This is a genomic window from Micromonospora sp. WMMA2032, from assembly GCF_002688545.1.
In the GTDB taxonomy this organism is placed as follows: domain Bacteria; phylum Actinomycetota; class Actinomycetes; order Mycobacteriales; family Micromonosporaceae; genus Micromonospora; species Micromonospora sediminicola.
In genome coordinates, this window is the sequence record NZ_CP024052.1 from 4,258,377 (window position 1) to 4,276,918 (window position 18,542).

Consider the following 18,542-nt stretch of genomic DNA (forward strand, 5'->3'; position numbering starts at 1 on the left):
AGGGATCGCCGACCGGTGACCGTGGTCGTACGCTGCGCCAATGCTGCTGCGCATGTCGACCCTGCTGCTCCGGACCCTGCGCGAGGACCCGGCCGACGCCGAGGTGCCGAGCCACCGGCTGCTGCTCCGCGCCGGCTACGTGCGCCGGGCCGCGCCCGGCGGCTACACCTGGCTGCCGCTGGGCAAGCTGGTGCTGGACCGGATCACCGCGATCGTCCGGGACGAGATGACGGCGATCGGTGACCAGGAGGTGCACTTCCCGGCGCTGCTCCCGGCCGAGCCGTATCGCACCAGCGGCCGCTGGACGGAGTACGGGGACCTGCTCTTCACGCTCGCCGACCGGAAGGGCGCCGAGCACCTGCTCGCGCCGACCCACGAGGAGATGGCCGCGCTGCTGGTGAAGGACCTGTTCACGTCCTACCGGGACTTCCCGGTGACGCTGTTTCAGATCCAGACGAAGTTCCGGGACGAGGCCCGGCCCCGGGCCGGCGTGCTGCGCGGGCGCGAGTTCCTGATGAAGGACGCCTACTCCTTCGACCTGGACCCCGTCGGACTTCAGGCGGCCTACGACCGGCACCGGGAGGCCTACCAGCGCGTCTTCACCCGGCTCGGGCTGGACGTCACGGTGGTGGCCGCGACGTCCGGGGCGATGGGCGGCTCCGCGTCCGAGGAGTTCCTGGCCGCCACGCCGGTCGGTGAGGACACCTACGTCGGCTGCACGGCCTGCGACTACGCGGCCAACACCGAGGCCGTGGTGACCCGTGCCCCGGCGGCCGGCGACCCGGACGCGCACCGCGCCGCGGAGGTGCACGACACCCCGGAGACACCGACCATCGCGTCCCTGGTCGACCTGGCGAACACCCGGGCGCTCGGCGGCCGCAGCGGCTGGACCGCCGCCGACACGTTGAAGAACGTGGTGCTGACCGTCCGCCGCCCCGGCGCCGAAGAGACCGAACTGCTGGTCGTCGGCCTCCCCGGGGACCGCGACGTCGACCTGAAGCGGGTCGAGGCGGTGCTGCACCCGGCCACCGTGGCGGTCTTCGACGACTGGTCCGCGCACCCGGAACTGGTCCGTGGCTACCTCGGGCCGCAGATCCTGGCCAAGCACGGCATCCGCTACCTGGTCGACCCCCGGGTGGTGACCGGCTCCACCTGGCTGACCGGGGCCAACGAGCCGGGGCGGCACGCCACCGACGTGGTGTGCGGGCGTGACTTCGTCCCCGACGGCACGATCGAAGCGGCCGAGGTGCGCCCGGGCGACCCCTGCCCGGCCTGCCCGGACGGTGAGCTGACCACGCGGCGGGGCATCGAGGTGGGGCACATCTTCCAGCTCGGCCGGCGGTTCACCGATGCCTTCGCCGTCGACGTGCTCGGGCCCGAGGGCAAGCCGGTCCGGCCGACCATGGGCTGCTACGGCATCGGGGTGTCCCGGGCGGTCGCCGCCGTGGCCGAGCAGCACCACGACGACCGGGGGCTGGTCTGGCCGGCCGCGGTCGCGCCCTGCGACGTACACCTGGTGGCCGCCGGGAAGGGGCCGCAGCTCGACGCGGCGCTCGACCTCGGCGGGCGGCTGGCCGCCGCCGGCCTGCGGGTGCTGGTCGACGACCGCACCCACGTCTCCGCCGGGGTGAAGTTCACCGACGCCGAGCTGATCGGCATCCCGCGCGCCGTCGTGGTCGGCCGCCGCCTCGCCGACGGGTACGTCGAGCTGCGCGACCGGGCCACCGGCGAGCGGACCGAGCTGCCGGTGGAGGCGCTCGTCGAGCGGCTGCGCGACGAGGTGGGCGCGACGCGCCGCGACCGGGTGTAGCGAACGCGCCACCGGGTACCGCAGAAGGATCGACCGAGGCGTTTTTCGGAGGCTCTCATGTACCGCGTCAGTGATGTGATGACCAGACAGGTGGTCTACCTGCCGGCGGAAACCCCGCTGGACGAGGCGGCCCGGGTGATGAAGGAGTCGGACATCGGCGACGTGGTGGTGACCGACGGCGCCACCCTCGCGGGCATGCTGACCGACCGGGACATCGTGGTGCGGGCGGTGGCCGAGCGTGCCGACCCGGGCACCACCACGATCGGGTCGATCATCACCCGTGAGGTCGTCATGATCGAGCAGCACTGCACGGCGAACGAGGCGGCGGCGCTGATGCGCGAGCGCAACATCCGGCGGGTGCTGGTCTGTGACAGCGACCGGAAGCTGGTCGGCATCGTCTCCCTCGGCGACCTGGCCATGCAGCTCGACCCCCGGTCGGCGCTCAGCGACATCAGCGAAGCAGCCCCGAACCTGTGAAAGGAGGGGCCCCTTCTTAACGCCTCCGGTAGAGGAGGGGCCCCCTCTTAACACCCCACACGCTCGCGCCCGACGCGGCGGATAGCCTCGACCCATGCCCGAGATGCCGACCAAGCTGGCCGAGATCGTCGACGAGTTCGCCGCCGCACCGCGTGACGTCGTGCTGGAGATGCTGCTGGAGTTCGCCGACGTGATCCCGCCCCTGCCCGAGGGCGTGGACCGGGCCGAACTGGAGCAGGTCCCCGAGTGCCAGACGTCGTTCTTCCTGCGCGCCGAGGTCAACGCGGACAAGACGGTGAGCACGCTCTTCGACTGCCCGCCGGAGGCGCCCACCACGCGCGCCTTCGCCGGCATCCTCGCCGAAGGGCTGGCCGGGGCGAGCGCCGAGGAGGTGCTGGCCGTCCCGGACGACCTCTACCAGCGGATGGGACTGGCCCAGGCGATCAGCCCGCTCCGGGTACGCGGCGGCACCGCCATCCTGGCCCGGCTCAAGCGCCAGGTGCGGGAACAGATCTCCTGACCGGCGGGTTGTCGCTGGTCATGGAGATCGAGATCTACGCCGACGTCGTCTGCCCGTGGTGCTGGATCGGCAAGCGCCGGCTCGAACAGGCCCTGGAGTCGTACGACGGCGAGGTGACCGTCCGGTACCGGCCGTTCCAGCTCGACCCGACGCCGGTCACCGAGCCGACGCCGCTGCTCGCCGCGCTGGGTGACAAGTTCGGCGGCCGGGACAAGGCCGAGGGCATGGCCGCCCACGTCTCCAAGGTCGCCGCCGGCGCCGGCCTCGATCTGCGGTTCGACCGCGCGATCGCGGCGAACACGTTCGACGCGCACCGGCTGGTCCGCTTCGCCACCGAGCACGGCCGCGCCGCCGAGACGGTCGAGCGGCTCTACCGGGCGCACTTCTACGACGGTCTGGACGTCGGGTCGGTCGACACGCTGGTCACGCTGGCCGGCGAGGTCGGCCTGGACGAGACCGAGGCCCGGCGCTACCTCGAGTCCAACCTCGGCCGCCGCGAGGTGGCCGCCGACCTGAGCAGCGCACACCAGCTCGGCGTCTCCAGCGTGCCGACCTTCGTGCTCGCCGGGAAGTACGCGGTGACCGGCGCCCAGGAGCCGGAAACGCTGCTCGCCGCGCTGCGTGAGGTGGCGCAGCGCGAAGCGGCCGGGTGATGTTTCACGTGGAACAAGATCGATGCGGATGAGGCCCTAGGCCGGCCTGGCCAGGTCCTCCACCACCCTCGCCCCGGGCAGGGCGCCGAGCGCCGGCCCGGGCAGGGCGATCTTGCTGTGCCGTACGCCCGATCCGATGATCACGTGGGGCGTGGCGATCACCCGCGAGTCGACCAGGATCGGCCACTCCTCGGGCAACCCGATCGGCGTGATCCCGCCGTACTCCATGCCGGTCAGCTCCACCGCCTCGGCCATCGGCGCGAAGCTCGCCTTGCGGACGTCGAGCAGCCGACGGACCACGCCGTTGACGTCCGCCCGGGTGGTCGCGAGCACGATGCACGCCGCGTATCGCGTCTCGCCGCCCCGCTTGCCGGCGACCACCACGCAGTTGGCCGACTCCTCCAACCCCACCTCGTACGCCTCGCAGAAGGCCGCCGTGTCGGCCAGCTCGGCGTCGATCGGGGCGACCAGCACCTCGTCCACGTCCACCGGAGCCTCGTCCGGCCACCGCTCCACCGCCGCGGCGACCGGAGCAGCCAGCAGGTCCAGCCGCGCCCGGGCCGGCTCGGTCTTCAACGTCCCCATCACGGTTGCGATCCTCGCACCCGCGCCGGCCATCCGCTCGTCGGCCCGCCTGGTGACCGGGACCCCGGCCCCGCGCCTCAGTTGGGGTTGGTGAGGAACGCGTTCTCCTGGGCGAAGTCGCGGTTCTCGGTGGCACCGAGCTGCCGCCGGCGCAGCACCTCGGGTCGGTTCGCCTCGGCGTCCTCGATGCCGTGCCGGACACCGACCCGGATCACGCCGTAGAGGAAGACGAAGCCGAAGACGTAGAGCACGACGGTGGCGACGAAGACCAGCATGCGGTCACGGTAGGTCGGTCCGGAACCGACCAGGTCTCACCTTCCGCCGGTTCCCCCGTACGTGTCGGCGAGATGGTCGGCCCAGGTCCGCACACCGGTCGGGCCGGCGGACGTGGTGAGGCCGCCGGCACGCAGTTCCCGGCCGAGCCGCCCGGGAATCCGCAGCGGAACCAACGGACGACGCGATCCGCGGGCGGCCAACCAGGCCCGGGCCGCCTCGTCGAAGCGGAGCACCTCCGGCCCACCGAAGTCCTCGGTGCGGTGGGACGGTCCGGCGAGCAGCAGCACCGCGAGTCGGTCCGCGACCTCGCCGGGATCGACCGGCTGGGCGAGCACTGCCGGGTCCCCGAGCACCGGGCCGAGCCGGCTCGCGCCGCGCAGCAGGTCCGCCAGGAACCCGGGGAACTGCGTCGCCCGCAGCACGCTCCACGGCACCGGGCCGGCGGCCACCACCTGCTCGGCCGCGAGCTTGTGCCGGTAGTAGCCGAGCGGCACCCGGTCCACGCCGACGATCGAGACGTACACCAGGTGGCGCACCCCGGCGTGCCCGGCGGCCACGGTCAGGCGGCGGGTGCCGAGCACGTCGATCTCGTGGGTACGCCGGTTCGGCGACGAGGCCAGGTGCAGCACGGCATCCATCCCGTCGACCGCCTCCGCGAGCCCCGCGCCGGTGCCGAGGTCGGCAGTCACCCACTCGACGCCGGCGCCGTCACGCGGCCGGCGGCTCACCGCCCGGACGAGGAAACCCTCGTCCCGCAGCCGCGGTACCGCCACCTGCCCGAGCCGTCCGGTCGCCCCGGTCACCAGCACCCGCATCGCCACTCCTTCTCGCCCTGGTCCACACACGCCCGCGCGCTTTCCGTCCACGCGCCGCCAGCCCTGTCCACGCCTCACGCAACGCTGTCTACGCCCCCCGCCCCACGCAGCGCGTTCACGCCCGCGCGCCGCGCAGCTGACCCACGCTCCGCGGAACACGTTCACGCCCGCGCTCCACGTGACTGTTGACGCCGCGTGACGGCTGGCCGTCCGCAGCCGATCCACTCCGGCCCGGCGATGGGACGAGGCGGCGTCCCTGATCGTGACAGCCCGACGGGCCACCGCCGCCCGGTCCGGGCAACCGGTGCCTCCCATCCGATCCTGCGCCACCCGACGACCACCCTGGCCCGGATCGGTCCGCACGGCGCCCGCCTCAATCCCCGGACCCGCCCCCGGTTGACCAAGGAGTTTCCGTCAAGCGAGGCCCGGCATCTGACGCAAACTCCTTGATCACCGGAGCGGAGCGTGGTTCCTCGCAGAGGGGATATACCACTGGGTCATCAATATGACGTAGCGGTATAACGCCTACAGGTGGATAGCGTTCGCCGGGGCGTCACGGAGCGTGTCCGCGCCGGACCGGCGGAAAGGGTGGGCCACCTTTCGGGTTCCGGGCAGGCCCGAACCGGGAGTCGGCGGGCACGGCAGGGCCGGAACCCTGGGCACGGCAGGTTCAGAGACCGGAGGCCGCTGGTTCAGAGCCCGGAGACGGCAGGGTCGGAACCGGGCGGGGAGGGCGGGAAGCCGCGCGGGCGGGGCGGTCAGGCGGCCGTGCGGGGAACGACCCGGCCGGCGAGCAGCAGGCCGAGCAGTCCGCAGCCGGCCGCGACGGCCAGCGTGCTCGCGTAGCTCGCCGGGCCGGGCGACGAGCCGGCGGCCAGCACCGCGCCGGTCAGCGCCAGCACGGTGGCCGCGGCCAGCGAGTCCCCCAGTTGCAGCGCCGAACTGTTCCGGCCCTGCTCGGCCGGGGCGGACAACTCCAGGGTGAGCACGGACAGCGAGGGATAGAGCAGGCCCATGCCGAGTCCGGCGACCGACCAGGCGAGCACCGCAGGCGCGACCGGCACGCCCGGCAGCAGGGCCAGCGTGACGCCGGCCGTGCCGACGGCGATGCAGGCCAGGCCGGCCCGGGGCAGGCTCGCCGCCGAGCGGGGTGCGGGGATCCGGCCCTGGATCCACGACCCCACCGACCAGGAGAGCGCGCCGACGGTCAGCACCAGCCCGGCGCCGGTGGGCGAGAACCCGCGCTCGCGGGAGAGCATCAGCGGGATCACGACCTCCGCGCCGGCGAACGCCGCCGAGGCCAATCCGCGCAGCCCGATCACCGTCGGCAGTCCACGCGCCGCCCGCAGGAAGCCCGCCGGCAGCAGGCGCGGCACGGAAACGAGCAGCCCGGCCAGCGCCGCACCGACCAGGCCGGCCGCGAGCACGCCGCGCTGCTGCCCCCCGTGGTGCAGCAGTGCGGCGCTCGCCCCCGCCCCGCAGGCCCAGCCGATCCGCGCCAGCGCGCCGGTCGGCGGCCTGGTCGGCACCCGTGCGGCCAGTGCGCGCAGGCCCGGCTGGACCAGCAGCACCGCCGGCACCGCGATGGCCGGCACCGCGAGGAACACCCAGCGCCAGCCCAGGTGTTCGACGATCAGCCCGGCCACCGCCGGCCCGACCAGCGACGGCACCACCCAGGCCGCTGCGAAGGCCGCGAAGATCCGCCGCCGCAACCCCTCCGGGTACGCCTGCCCGACGATCACGTAGAGCGCCACGGAGAGCAGCCCGGAGCCGAAGCCCTGCACGACCCGCCCGGCGACGAGCGTCCCCATGGTCGTGGCGGCGCCCGCCACCGCCAGCCCGGCCACGAACCAGGCCACCCCGTGCCACATCGCCGGGCGTGGCCCGCGCGCGTCGCACCAGATGCCGGAGACGACCATCGCCACCACGCCGGAGGCGAACGGACCGCCGAACGCCAGCGCGTACAGGCCGAGCCCGTCCAGGCTGCGCGCCACCGTCGGCATGGCGGTGCCCACCGCGAGGGCCTCGAACGCGAGCAGCGACACCAGGGCGACGATGCCCACGGTCATGGCCCGCAGGCGCGGCGACCACAGATCGAGCGGGTCGCTTGCCGGTGCGGCGGTGGCGGTCGTCATGGGCACCAGCCTGGGACCTCAACCCCGGTTGAGGTCAACTGTGTGCCCGGTCTCGTCAGGCGGTCTCCAGCGCCTCGCCCACGCCCTTCACCAGCCCGGAGAAGTGCTGGTCGGCCAGCACGTGGCCGGCCGTGATCACCAACGCGAGCGGCCACTCGATGACCTGCAACGCGGCCAGCACACCGATGCCCGCGTAGTAGGCCAGCTTGTCCGGCGGAGGCACGGCCACCTCGCCCAGCAGCGGAACCTCCACCCGGCGGCAGTAGGCCCGGACCATCTCCCGCGATCCGCTCAGGTGTCGTGTCAGCGTGCTCATCCCTGCCTCCCCGGTTGCGACGGCATCGACCCGACCGGCATTCCACCGCCCCCGGCGTCCATGCCCCGGGCAGCAGGGAAACTTCCCCCACCCGAGGGGCATAACGGACGCCGCGCCGGGAAGTCGGGCCGCCGGGACGAGACCGGGAGGCGACATGGCGTACGGGATCGCCGGTCTCCTGCTGTCGCCGGCCGCCGTACCGGACGCCATGGCACGGGTCGCGCGTACCGTCGGGTCGGCCCTGCCCGGCCCACCCGTGCCGCCGGCCGTCGCGCAGGCGGCCGGAAGCATGGGTACGGCGGCCAGCCGGTTGGCCCGCCTGGCCGGGCTGACCCGACGCCGCGTCTGGTCACGGGACGGCCGGCACCACATCGAGGTGCACGGCGTCTGTCAGGACGGCGGAGACCGGTTGGCCCGGCAGGTCGAGGCGGCGCTGGAGGCGGTGCCGGGGGTGACCTGGGCGCGGGTGAACGCGCCCTCCGGCCGGGTGGTGGTGGCGACCGGCGAACCGGCGCCGAAGCTGCGCGACCTGATCGCGACCGTGGCGCGCGCCGAGCGGGCGTGCCCCTACGAGCCGGACCCGGAGATCCCGCCGCCGCACCCGCCCGAGGAGGGGCCGCGAACCCCTCGTACGCTCGGCGCGCTGGCTTCCGACGCGCTCGGCCTGACCATCTCCGCGGCCACCCGGATCCTGCCGTTCACTCCGGTCCCCGGCGAGGTGGCGGGCCTGCTCACCGCTGTCGACCTGCACCCGAAGCTGCACGCGTTGGCCGGCCGGGGCCTGCGGGCCGACCCCCGCGCCGAGGTGCTCTTCCCGCTCGCCGAGGCGGTGGTGCAGGGCCTCACCGGCGGTTGGGCCGGCATCGTGCTCGACGGCGCGCAGCGGGTGGTGCAGTGGGGCGAGGCGCGGGCCCAGCTCGCCGCGTGGAGCCGGGCCGAGCCGGCGCTGACCGGCGACCCGGAGCGGGCTGTCGCCCGGGTGCCGGACGGGGAACGGCCCTGCCCGGTCCCGGACGGCCAGGCCGAGCGTTACATCAAGCGGATGCTGGCGGCCGGCGCGGTGGCCGGGGCCGCCGCCATCCCGGTGGCCGGCGGCAAACGGGCCGCCGCGCTGGCGCTCTCCTCGTTGCCGAAGGCCCCGGGCAGCGGCCGTGAGGGGTACGCGGCCCAGCTCGGCCGGATGCTCGCCCGGCGGGGCGTGATCGCGATGGACCGCAGCGTGCTGCGGGAGCTGGACCGGATCGACACCGTCGTGCTGGACGCGGCCGTCCTCGGCTCCGACCGTGGGGTGCTGGCCGACCTGGCGCCGCTGGCCGGCGCCGACACCGGGCAGGTCGCCGCCCGGGCGTTCGCGCTGTTCGACCCGGCCGAACCGGACGCCGTACGGGACGTCGACGACTGGCGGATCGGGCCGCTGGACCGGATCGACGCGGAGGACCCCGGGGACACCCCGGACAGTGGGCGGCTGCGCGCCGACGGGGGACGGCTGCTCGGGCTGGCCCGGGGCGGCCGGCTCGCCGCTGTGCTCCGGGTCGAGCCGGAACCCGCACCCGGGGTGGACGCGCTGGCGTCCGCCGCCCGCCAGGCCGGCCTACGCCTCGTGGTCGCCGGCGCCGAGGACGGCCGGTACGACTTCGCCGACCGTCGCGTACCGGGTGGGTCACGGCTGGCCGAAGCGGTCCGTGACCTGCAACGGGAGGGTGCCGTGGTGATGGTGGTCTCGGGCGAGCGGTCGGCTCTCGCGGCCGCCGACTGCGGGCTCGGCGTCGCCGCGCCGGACGACCTGCCCCCGTGGGGCGCGCACCTGCTCGTCGGCGACGACCTGCGCATCCCCGCCCTGCTGATCGACGCGGCCGGGGTCGCTCGTCGGATGACCGGGCAGAACCTCAGGATCGCCATGGCCGGCAGCGGACTCGGCGCGCTCGGCGCGTTCACCGCAGCCCCCCGGCAGCTGCCCGGTCGGACGATGGCGGCGGTGAACGGGGCCGCCGCGGCCGCCTTCGCGCACGGGGTCTTCCGGGCGCACCGCCTGCCGGACCGGACCGGCGCGCCGGTGCCCGTGCTCACCGCGTGGCACCTGATGCCGGTGGAGACGGTTCTCGACCAGCTCGGCACCCACCCGACCGGGCTGACCGACGAGGAGGCGACCCGCCGCCGCGGCCCGGCGGGCGGGGCCGGGAACGGACCGGCCGGCCTGCTCCGCGCGTTCGTCGACGAACTGTCCAACCCGCTCACCCCGGTGCTGGCCGCCGGGGCGGTGCTCTCCGCCGCGTTCGGCTCGCTCGTCGACGCGGCACTGGTCGGCGGCCTGGTGGGCGGCTCCGCGCTGGTCGGCGCCGTGCACCAGCGGAACACCGAACGGTCGCTGGCCGAGCTGCTGTCCCGCTCCGCGGTCACCGCCCGAGTGCTGCGGGACGGCGTGGAACGGGTGGTGCCCGCCGAGGAGCTGGTGCCCGGCGACGTGGTCAGCGTCAGCTCCGGGGACGCCGTACCGGCCGACTGCCGGGTGCTGACCAGCGACGGGTTGGAGTCCGACGAGTCGTCACTGACCGGCGAGTCCCTGCCGGTGGCGAAGAGCCCGGAGCCGGTGGTCGCCGCCGCGATCGCGGAGCGGCACTCGATGCTCTTCGAGGGCACCACGGTCGCCGCCGGGCACGGCACCGCCGTGGTGGTGGCCACCGGCGCGGAGACCGAGGCCGGGCGGAGCATGGCGATGGCCCGGGAGGCCCCGCCGACCAGTGGGGTGGAGGCGCGGCTCGGCAGGTTGACCAGCAGCGCCGTGCCGCTGGCTGCCGGCTCTGCGATCGCGGTGGCCGGGGCGGGGCTGCTCCGGGGCGTACCCCTGGCCGAGACGGCGGCGACCGCCGCGAACCTGGCCGTGGCGTCGGTGCCGGAGGGGCTGCCGTTCCTGGTCAGCGCCGCGCAGCTGGCGGCGGCGCGACGGCTGGCCGAGCACGGTGCCCTGGTACGCAACCCGCGCACCATCGAGGCGCTGGGCCGGGTGGACGTGCTCTGCTTCGACAAGACCGGCACCCTCACCGAGGGGAAGTTGCTGCTGGCCGGCGTGGGCACCGGCGACGACCGGTACGGCCCGGCGGATCGGCTCGACGAGCCGCTGCGGGCGACGCTGGCGGCGGCGCTGCGTGCCACCCCCTTCGCCGCCGACCCGGACGAGTTGCCGCAGCAGACCGACCGGGCGGTACGCCGGGGCGCGAACGCGGCCGGGGTGGCCGAGCAGACCGGCGCGGCGGGCTGGACCGCGACGGGCGGGCTGCCGTTCGAGCCGTCGCGGGGCTACAGCGCCACGGTCGGGCGGACCGCCGACGGCCTGCTGCTGAGTGTGAAGGGCGCGCCCGAGTCGGTGCTGCCGCGCTGCGCGTCCCGGCGTACCGCCGGGGGCGACCGCCCGTTGGACGCGGCCGGCCGGGACGAGGTGCAGGCCATGCTGGCCGCCCGGGCCGGCGCCGGGCACCGCATCCTCGCCGTCGCGGAGTGTCCCGTGTCCACCGACTCGGTCAGCGACGAGCAGGTCGACGGGCTGGTGTTCGTGGGCTTCCTGACGCTCGCCGACGGGGTGCGGGAGAGCGCCCGGCCGTCGGTGGAACGGATCCGCGCGGCCGGCGTGCACACCGTCATGATCACCGGTGACCATCCGGCGACCGCCGAGGCGATCGCGGCCACCATCAGCCCGGACCACGGGCAGCAGCGGGTGGTGACCGCCACCGACCTGGACCGGCTCGACGACGCCGCGCTGGCGGAGCGGCTGATGGCCACGGACGTGGTGGCCCGGTGCACGCCCGCGCACAAGGTCCGCATCATCCAGGCGTTGCAGCGCCGGGGCCGGACGGTGGCGATGACCGGCGACGGCGCCAACGACGCCCCGGCGATCCGCCTCGCCGACGTGGGGATCGCCCTCGGTCAGCGGGGCACCCCGGCCGCCCGGGCGGCCGCCGACCTGGTGGTGACCGACGACCGGCTGGAGACGATCATCGCCACGCTGGTCGAGGGACGGGCCATGTGGTCGTCGGTCCGCCACGCGCTCAGCATCCTGGTCGGCGGCAACCTCGGCGAGATCGCGTTCAGCGTGCTGACCGCCGCGTCGACCGGCCGTTCCGCCCTGACCGGACGCCAACTGCTGCTGGTCAACCTGCTCACCGACCTCGCGCCGGCGCTCGCCATCGCGGTCCGGCCGCCGGCCGACGACCGCGCCGACCATCTGCTGCGCGAGGGACCGGACTCCTCGCTCGGCGCCACCATGACCCGGGAGATCGGGCTCCGGGCGGCGGCGACCACGCTGGGCGCGACGGCGGGCTGGACGATCGCCCGGTGGACCGGCACCCGACGCCGCGCCGGCACCGTCGCGCTCGCCTCGCTGATCGGCACCCAGCTCGGCCAGACCGTGCTGGCCGGCGGCACCAGCCCGACCGTGCTGGCGGCCACCGCCGCGTCCGTCGGGGTGCTGGTCGTGGTGGTGCAGACGCCGGGGGTCAGCCAGTTCTTCGGGTGTACGCCGCTGGGCCCGGTGGGCTGGACCATCGCCACCGGCTCGGCGTTGGGCGCGACGTTCGCCAACGGCGCGCTGACCCGGCTGGTGGACCGCCTGCCGCAGCCCGGCTCGTCCTGACCCTCAGTGCCAGGTGGCGGCGGCCCGGCGCAACCGGTCGTTGACGGCCCGCCCGACCCCTTCGTCGGGCACCGGCTCGGCCACGATCTCGGTCACCCCGGCCGCGTCGAGCCGGTGCAGCGCGTCGAAGAGACGCGCCGCCGCCGCGGTGAGGTCACCGTCCGGTGACAGCACCTCCACCGCCGCCCAGTCACCCTCCGCCGGTGGCTCCCGGAACGCCAGGAACCCGCGCCGGCCGCCGTCGGGCTCGCCCGCCGCGCCCAACCGCAACGGGGTACGCGGGGCGTAGTGCGCGGCCAGCGTCCCGGGCGCGACGGGCTGGCCGGAACTGCCGAGGCGGACGTCGACCGGCCCGACCGCCTCGACCAGCGCCTCGACCGGCAGCGCGCCCAGCCGCAGCACCACCGGCCGGTCGCCGCGCGCGTCCACGATGGTCGACTCGATCCCGCACCGAGTGGGTCCGCCGTCGAGCACCACGTCCACGGCGCCGCCCAGCCCGGCCACGACGTGCTCGGCCCGGGTGGGGCTGAGCTGGCCGAACCGGTTGGCGCTCGGGGCGGCCACCGGCACGCCGGCGGCGGCGATCAGCGCCCGGGCGGCCGGTTCGTCGGGCACCCGCACGGCCATGGTCTCCAGGCCGGAGGTGACGATCGGCGGGATCGCCGCCGGCCGGTCCACGATGAGGGTGAGCGGGCCGGGCCAGAACCGGTCCGCCAGCGCGGCCACGGCCGCCGGCACCGCACCGACCAGGGCGGTCAGGTCGGCGGCGTCGGCCAGGTGGCTGATCAGCGGGTCGAAGCTGGGCCGGGCCTTCGCTTCGAAGATCCGCGCGGCGGCGCGGGCGTCCATCGCGTTCGCGCCCAGCCCGTAGACGGTCTCGGTGGGGAAGGCGACCAGCCCGCCGGCGCGCAGCACGGCGGCGGCCTCGTCGATGCCACTGTCGGCCGGCAGGACGCGCGGGGTTCCGGTGCTCACGCTCCGACGCTAGCCTGCGCCGGAGGCCGACCCGGCGGGACCCCGGCCGGATCAGTCCCGCTCGTCGGCGGCGTCGGGGAGGCTGGGCGCGTCGGTGGGGTACAGGCCGGCCGCGAAGCCGTACACCTGGTCGCCGGCGCGGGGGATCTGGGCGAATCTGCGGGCCAGCGCCTGCACCTCCGCCCAGAACTCGCGGACGTCCTCGATCGGGATGCGGGCGTGCACCAGCGTGCAGCGCAGCTCGTCGGCGGCGTGCGCGGCGGCCGCCTCGGCCGCGGCTTCGGCCAGTCCGTTGATCCGGGCGACGACCTGCTTGTCCTCGGCGCGGTGGAGCGCGCCGACGTAGAACGTGCGGGCGACCCGGCCGTAGAAGCGTTCCTCGATGGCCCGGACCCGGCGGGTGCGCACCACGCGCAGCAGTCCCGCGTCGAGCAGCTGGTTCACGTGGTAGGCCACGCTGCTCTTGGGCCGGTCCACGGCACGGGCCAGCTCGTTCACCGTGGCCGCGCGTTCCAGCAGCAGCTCCAGAAGGGTGCCGCGCAGGGGGTCGGCGAGCGCGCGCAACTGCTCGGGGGCGGTGACCACGAGCAGGTCGTCGAGGTCGTAGTCCGGGATCCGCTGATTGACCGACATTTCTCGACCGTTCTAAGATTCTGGTTCGTTCGATGATTCTGGTCCGACAGTCAGGAGTCTAGGGATGGCCGAGATCCTCCTCTTCCACCACCTGCGGGGGCTCACCGACGGCGTCCGCGCCCTCGCCGACTCGCTCGGTGCCGCCGGGCACACCGTGCACGTCCCCGACCTCTTCGACGGTGAGCGGCCGGCGACCCTGGAGGACGGTTCGGCGCTGGTCAAGCGGATCGGCGGCGACGTCCTCGACCAGCGGGCCGACCGGATCGCCGCCGACCTGCGCCCCGACCTGGTCTACGCGGGCATCTCCTGGGGTGCCGCCATCGCCCAGCGGCTCGCCCAGACGCGGCCCGGCGCACGGGCCGCCCTGCTCTACGAGGCCTGCCTGCCGGTGACCGGCGAGTGGGCGATCGGCCCCTGGCCCGACGGCGTGGCCGTGCAGGTGCACGGCATGGAGCAGGACCCGTTCTTCGGCCTGGAGGGTGACGTCGACGCCGCTCGGGAGCTGGTGTCGATCGTCGGCCCCGAGCGCGGCGAGTTGTACGTCTACCCGGGCGACCGGCACCTGTTCACCGACCGCTCCCTCCCGTCGTACGACGCCGACGCGACCGCGCAGGTGGTGAGCCGCAGCCGCGACCTCCTCGCCCGACTCGGTTGACGATTCACCCGGCGTCCCGCAGCCGCGCCACCGCGGCGACGTACTCGGCGTCGGTGAGCGCACCCCGCTGGTGTTGGCGGGCCAGCACGTGAAGGTCCCGGCGCTGGTCGGCGCTCAGCGTGGGTGCACCGGCCGGCCCGGTCTCCGCCGTCGGGAACGGCGGACGGAGCGGCGGGCCCGCCGGCCGGGCCGCCCGGTGGTGCGCCCGCAGGGTGGTGAGGATCTCGTCGTAGTGCTCCGGCCAGGTCGCCAGCCGGCCCAACTCCGGGTTGAGCGAGAACAGCCGGAAGTGGCCGCGCTGCAACGGCGTCTGCACCGGCTCGCCGTCGACCCGGTCGATGACGATCGCCAGCCGACCCATGTCCAGCCCCGCCATCGAGCCCGTGCCGCTGCGGATCTCCGCCACCGACTCCCACGGCACCGTGGTCGTGCGGAACATCGCACGGGAGCGCACGCCGACGTCGCTCACGTAGACGCCCAGCATCGCCTGCCGGACCCCCACCACGAGGCCGAGCGCGAGCCAGGCCGCACCGAACACGGCCACCGGCGCCGGGACCACTCCGTACAGGCCGCCGACCACGAGGAAAGCCCCGACGCCGGCCGTCAGCAGCACGCCGAGAAGCGCGCCGGCGGTCTCCAGGTCCAGTGAGTACGGTCGCTGCCACCGGGTCATGCCGTCAGGGTGACCGGCCGTGTCCAGTGCTACTTGTACTGCGCGATCTGGATCAGGTTGCCGCAGGTGTCGTCGAACACGGCGGTGGCCACCGGGCCCATGTCGACCGGCTCCTGCGTGAACAGCACACCGAGCCCGCGCAACCGGTCGTGCTCGGCGGCGACGTCGTCCACCGCGAACTGCGTGAGCGGGATGCCGTCGCCGGCCAGCGCCTCCTTGAACGCCTTGGCGGCCGGGTGCGCGTCGGGCTCCAGCAGCAGCTCGACGCCGTCCGGGGCCTCGGGCGAGACGACCGTCAGCCAGCGGTGCTCCCCGGTCGGCACGTCGGTCTTCTTCACGAAGCCGAGCACGTCGGTGTAGAAGCGCAGCGCCTTCTCCTGGTCGTCGACGTACACGCTCGTCAGGTTGATCCTCATGGCGTCTCCTCAGTGGGTTCGGACCTGAGCCATCGCTCGGTGATGGACCGCAGCGGGCGGGTGTCGAGGTGGTGGAACTTGTAGCGACCCTGCCGCCGCGTGACGATCAGGCCGGCGGTCTCCAGGACGTCGAGGTGCTGCGAGATCGCCTGCCGGGACGAGCCGACCTGGTGCCGCGTCGCCAACCGACCGCAGATCTCGAACAGGGTCTGACCGTCGCGCTCGGTCAGCTCGTCGAGGATCAGGCGGCGGGTGCGATCGGCCAGCGCCTGGAAGAGATCGCCCACGTCCACCACAATAGGCAAGTCACCGCTTGCATACAACGAGGGCGCGGTACGGGATGCTTGCCCGGGTGAGGGAGGAACTGTGGCGCTCAGCAAGCGAGGCAGCAGGCCGATCGTCGTCGACGGCGAGAGCTATCGCTGGTCGGTCCGCCGGAAGCCGACGTACGGCCAGGGCCTGGCCTGGTCACCGCTGAGCTTCGCCGTCGAGCGGACGGACCCACCTGGCTGCGCCACCCTCGTCGTCCGCCTGGCGTCCCCTCGACCGGACAACTGGATGAACGCCGCCGGCTCCACGGTGTTGCCCTCGACGGTCGCCGCCGCCGTACGCCAGGCGCTCGGACGCGGATGGCAGCCGACTCGTCCGGGATCGCCGTTCATGCTGGACCTCGGCGACGAGGAAGCGGCTACGCGGGGAACTGCCTCCAGTGCCCCTCGGAAACGACCTCGACGGTGCCGTCGGCCACCTTGATCGCCGTCTGGTCGTCGATGGCGTACGCCGACCCCCCGATCTCGGCCGCCCACTTCTCGGCACCAGCCATGGTGTTGTCCGGCTCGAGACCCAGGTGCGGGAAGATCGAGAAGTCGACGACCCCCAGCGTGCGGTCGTCGGGCGCGGACTGCCATGCGACGAAGTCCGCGCCGATCCGGGGGGTCAACACCATGCTCCCCGCACTCAACCCCACCCAGACGGTGTCCCGCAGCGACGGCAGGAGATCGGCCAGCCCGGACTGCCGCATCCAGTGGCACAGGTACGTCGCATCACCGCCGCCCACGAGCATGACATCGGCCTCCCGAACCCAGGAGACCCACCGCTCGTCACCGATGCTGGGCAGCGCTGTCAGCTCGAGGACGCCCAGCGACTTCCAGCCCAGGTCGCACATGGGTAGGGGCGTCTGCCCGGTGATGAAGCGCCAGGCCGAGGCCGGCCCGCCCATGGGATACGTCGCCGTGGGGATGCAGAGGGCACTGGAGTCGGCGATCGGCTTGCCCAGCAGGTCGACCAGCGCATCGCGGATGCTCGGGTTCATGACGCCCGCGGACGTGAGAAGAAGTTTCACGCTTGCCTCCTGTACGTAGCGGCCGTGTCCCTTGCCGGGAGATCAGGTGCTCCCGGGAGTACAGACCGGACACCGCAACGAAACTCATCGCCGTTGCGCCGCCGAGAAGCACCGAGTCGCCCAGGAACACCCGATGGACATGGCGTTGTACGTCCGGGGCAAGACGGCGATCGTCATCGACATCCTCAAGCGATGCGGGTCGCGCTGAACAGCGCGCCGCTGACGCCTCGCCCGCCGGCCACCGACCCAGGCTCAGGCTGCCTCGGCCGTCGATCAACAGCTGGGCGAGGTGGGGGGCGGCGGCATGAGCGGATACTGATTGGCCGCCGGCGGAACCAGAAGACGGGCAAGGGCGTCCAATCGGCTAACGGGGAGAGGCGGAGGCATGCGCTATAGACACATAGGGGCTGTTGCCCTACTGGCCGCGATGGGGAGCGCCTGTGACAGTGACAGCGCCACGAATGCAGCGAACGCCTCGGAACCGTCGCCAACAACCGTGTCGTTGCCATGCGACGATACCGAGCAGACGCTGGTGATGTGGGACCTCGCAGGGCCGGGACAGCCCACCCCGATCCAGGCGGTCGCTCCCCATGCCGGTGCGCTCACCCTGGTTGAGCAGGAGAGCGCTGAGGGCATCACCGTGTTCGGCATTCGTGACGACGGCTCCGTGTTCCGCGCGTTCCAGGTGACGAAGCACGACGGCGGATGGTGGCCTGACGGGTATCGAGAGTGTTCAGGCTGACGCCTGAGCGACGAACATCTCAGAGGGCACGGGCGCTCATCGGCAGATCCGTGCGCCCACGCTCCGCCGACCGGCCGCTAGGCCATAGGTTCCCCTGTCGAACCTCACCTGGCGGAGATGTGTAGCGGATCAGTTGGCGGATCACAGCGGGCCTTGTCAGAGCTTGGTGTTCGCCAGCACGATCGGCACGCCGATGGAGCCGCGGAACGTCAACCGGCACTTCGAGCAGCTCCGCGCGGCGGCCGGTCTGGGCTGGCTGCACCTGCACGACCTGCGCCACGCCTTCGCCACATTCCTGCTCGACCGGGGCGAGGAGCTGCGCACGGTGATGGAGCTGCTCGGGGACTCCACGATCCGGACGACGGCCGACACCTACGGGCACGTCCTGCCGGCGCGGGCTCGTCAGGCTGCCTCGGCCATCGACCAGGTCCTCGGCGAGGAGGGACGGCGTGACCGCTTGGCTGTACGAATGGCTGCACTCGGGACCGAGATCAACCGGTGTTTGTGCTGGTGGAGCCCAGGGGACTCGAACCCCTAACCCCTGCCTTGCAAAGGCAGTGCTCTGCCAGTTGAGCTAGGGCCCCGTGTCGGGCGGCAACCGCCCGGTGTCAGCTCAGCGCAGGTCGGGCGCGGTGGTGGCCTCGTGCCACAGGGCGCGCTCATCGTTCGAGGCCTTGACCTTCTTGGCCACGACGGCGGCCACACCGACGATGCCGGCCAGGATCAGCAGCTTCTTGAACATGGGCTTGACCCCTCGCGCTCGACGACCGTCGGACGGTGTGCGGTGGGGCTAGCTGGAATCGAACCAGCGACCTCAGAGTTATCAGCTCTGCGCTCTAACCGACTGAGCTATAGCCCCGCGTAGCGACGAGCAAGGTTAACCCATCGCCTTCTT

At 73.7% G+C, this 18,542-nt stretch carries 20 protein-coding genes and 2 tRNA genes; 8 read left to right on the top strand and 14 right to left on the bottom strand.

The genetic code is table 11. The annotated features are described in order from the left end of the window. Positions 1-40 precede the first annotated feature (40 nt). The 4 genes from CO540_RS19710 (at position 41) to CO540_RS19725 (ending at position 3,460) form a co-directional block, all read left to right on the top strand. Complete coding sequence (locus CO540_RS19710; RefSeq protein ID WP_099163174.1) at positions 41-1,810, top strand: proline--tRNA ligase; 1,770 nt, start codon at positions 41-43, stop codon at positions 1,808-1,810. 57 nt (positions 1,811-1,867) lie between these two features. Next, on the top strand, positions 1,868-2,287 hold the full coding sequence (locus CO540_RS19715; protein WP_098744237.1) for a CBS domain-containing protein: 420 nt from the start codon (positions 1,868-1,870) through the stop codon (positions 2,285-2,287). A gap of 94 nt (positions 2,288-2,381) precedes the next feature. After that, on the top strand, positions 2,382-2,807 hold the full coding sequence (locus CO540_RS19720) for a SufE family protein (RefSeq protein WP_099163175.1): 426 nt from the start codon (positions 2,382-2,384) through the stop codon (positions 2,805-2,807). 20 nt (positions 2,808-2,827) lie between these two features. Further along, on the top strand, positions 2,828-3,460 hold the full coding sequence (locus tag CO540_RS19725) for a DsbA family protein (protein ID WP_099163176.1): 633 nt from the start codon (positions 2,828-2,830) through the stop codon (positions 3,458-3,460). Positions 3,461-3,496: 36 nt separating this feature from the next. On the opposite strand, the gene CO540_RS19730 is transcribed toward CO540_RS19725, so the two are convergent. The 5 genes from CO540_RS19730 to CO540_RS19750 all read right to left on the bottom strand — a co-directional run bounded on the left by CO540_RS19730 (position 3,497) and on the right by CO540_RS19750 (position 7,587). Next, positions 3,497-4,045: a YbaK/EbsC family protein gene (locus CO540_RS19730; protein WP_091567552.1), complete on the bottom strand. Its 549-nt coding sequence runs from the start codon at positions 4,043-4,045 to the stop codon at positions 3,497-3,499. A 77-nt stretch (positions 4,046-4,122) separates the two neighbouring features. After that, positions 4,123-4,320, bottom strand: a complete 198-nt coding sequence (locus CO540_RS19735) for a hypothetical protein (protein ID WP_091567555.1) — start codon at positions 4,318-4,320, stop codon at positions 4,123-4,125. Positions 4,321-4,356: 36 nt separating this feature from the next. Continuing rightward, positions 4,357-5,136: an SDR family oxidoreductase gene (locus CO540_RS19740; RefSeq protein WP_099164854.1), complete on the bottom strand. Its 780-nt coding sequence runs from the start codon at positions 5,134-5,136 to the stop codon at positions 4,357-4,359. Positions 5,137-5,894: 758 nt separating this feature from the next. Next, the gene (locus CO540_RS19745; protein WP_091567561.1) at positions 5,895-7,271 is read right to left on the bottom strand and encodes an MFS transporter; all 1,377 of its coding nucleotides are present in this window, start codon (positions 7,269-7,271) and stop codon (positions 5,895-5,897) included. A 55-nt stretch (positions 7,272-7,326) separates the two neighbouring features. Further along, positions 7,327-7,587 carry a hypothetical protein gene (locus CO540_RS19750; protein ID WP_091567565.1) on the bottom strand — a complete coding sequence of 87 codons (261 nt, stop codon included), beginning with the start codon at positions 7,585-7,587 and terminating at the stop codon, positions 7,327-7,329. Positions 7,588-7,795: 208 nt separating this feature from the next. Here CO540_RS19750 and CO540_RS19755 point away from each other — a divergent pair, with 208 nt between their 5' ends. Further along, positions 7,796-12,211: an HAD-IC family P-type ATPase gene (locus tag CO540_RS19755; RefSeq protein WP_172968045.1), complete on the top strand. Its 4,416-nt coding sequence runs from the start codon at positions 7,796-7,798 to the stop codon at positions 12,209-12,211. A 3-nt stretch (positions 12,212-12,214) separates the two neighbouring features. Here CO540_RS19755 and CO540_RS19760 read toward each other — a convergent pair whose 3' ends face one another. Together CO540_RS19760 and CO540_RS19765 are read right to left on the bottom strand one after the other, a co-directional pair. Then, on the bottom strand, positions 12,215-13,162 hold the full coding sequence (locus tag CO540_RS19760) for an L-threonylcarbamoyladenylate synthase (protein WP_099164855.1): 948 nt from the start codon (positions 13,160-13,162) through the stop codon (positions 12,215-12,217). A 75-nt stretch (positions 13,163-13,237) separates the two neighbouring features. After that, on the bottom strand, positions 13,238-13,819 hold the full coding sequence (locus CO540_RS19765; RefSeq protein ID WP_099163178.1) for a helix-turn-helix domain-containing protein: 582 nt from the start codon (positions 13,817-13,819) through the stop codon (positions 13,238-13,240). 64 nt (positions 13,820-13,883) lie between these two features. Between CO540_RS19765 and CO540_RS19770 the strand changes: the two genes are divergently transcribed. Continuing rightward, positions 13,884-14,474, top strand: coding sequence for a dienelactone hydrolase family protein (locus CO540_RS19770; protein ID WP_099163179.1), 591 nt, complete (start codon positions 13,884-13,886; stop codon positions 14,472-14,474). A 4-nt stretch (positions 14,475-14,478) separates the two neighbouring features. Here the strand turns inward: CO540_RS19770 and CO540_RS19775 are convergent, their stop codons facing one another. The 4 genes from CO540_RS19775 to CO540_RS19795 form a co-directional block, all read right to left on the bottom strand. After that, positions 14,479-15,147: a PH domain-containing protein gene (locus tag CO540_RS19775; RefSeq protein ID WP_099163180.1), complete on the bottom strand. Its 669-nt coding sequence runs from the start codon at positions 15,145-15,147 to the stop codon at positions 14,479-14,481. 29 nt (positions 15,148-15,176) lie between these two features. Next, positions 15,177-15,563: a VOC family protein gene (locus CO540_RS19780; protein WP_098744247.1), complete on the bottom strand. Its 387-nt coding sequence runs from the start codon at positions 15,561-15,563 to the stop codon at positions 15,177-15,179. Next, positions 15,560-15,862: a helix-turn-helix transcriptional regulator gene (locus CO540_RS19785; protein ID WP_172968046.1), complete on the bottom strand. Its 303-nt coding sequence runs from the start codon at positions 15,860-15,862 to the stop codon at positions 15,560-15,562. Before CO540_RS19785 ends, CO540_RS19780 begins: the two co-directional genes overlap by 4 nt. Positions 15,863-16,251: 389 nt before the next feature. Next, a complete protein-coding gene (locus tag CO540_RS19795) occupies positions 16,252-16,905 on the bottom strand; it encodes a Type 1 glutamine amidotransferase-like domain-containing protein (protein ID WP_099163181.1) in 654 nt (217 codons plus the stop codon). Between the two features lie 385 nt (positions 16,906-17,290). On the opposite strand from CO540_RS19795, the gene CO540_RS19800 reads away from it, so the two are divergent. Further along, entirely contained in the window at positions 17,291-17,647 is a 357-nt protein-coding gene (locus CO540_RS19800) for a hypothetical protein (protein ID WP_157779161.1), read from the top strand. Positions 17,648-17,741: 94 nt separating this feature from the next. Then, positions 17,742-18,185 (top strand): tyrosine-type recombinase/integrase, encoded by a 444-nt coding sequence (locus tag CO540_RS19805; RefSeq protein ID WP_305777698.1) that lies wholly within the window; start codon positions 17,742-17,744, stop codon positions 18,183-18,185. Here the strand turns inward: CO540_RS19805 and CO540_RS19810 are convergent. The 3 genes from CO540_RS19810 to CO540_RS19815 form a co-directional block, all read right to left on the bottom strand. Continuing rightward, a tRNA-Ala gene (locus tag CO540_RS19810) sits at positions 18,156-18,231 on the bottom strand. The genes CO540_RS19805 and CO540_RS19810 overlap by 30 nt on opposite strands. A gap of 29 nt (positions 18,232-18,260) precedes the next feature. After that, entirely contained in the window at positions 18,261-18,389 is a 129-nt protein-coding gene (locus CO540_RS30620) for a DLW-39 family protein (protein ID WP_013283222.1), read from the bottom strand. 43 nt (positions 18,390-18,432) lie between these two features. Beyond that, positions 18,433-18,506: transfer RNA gene (locus CO540_RS19815), tRNA-Ile, on the bottom strand. Positions 18,507-18,542: the final 36 nt, after the last annotated feature.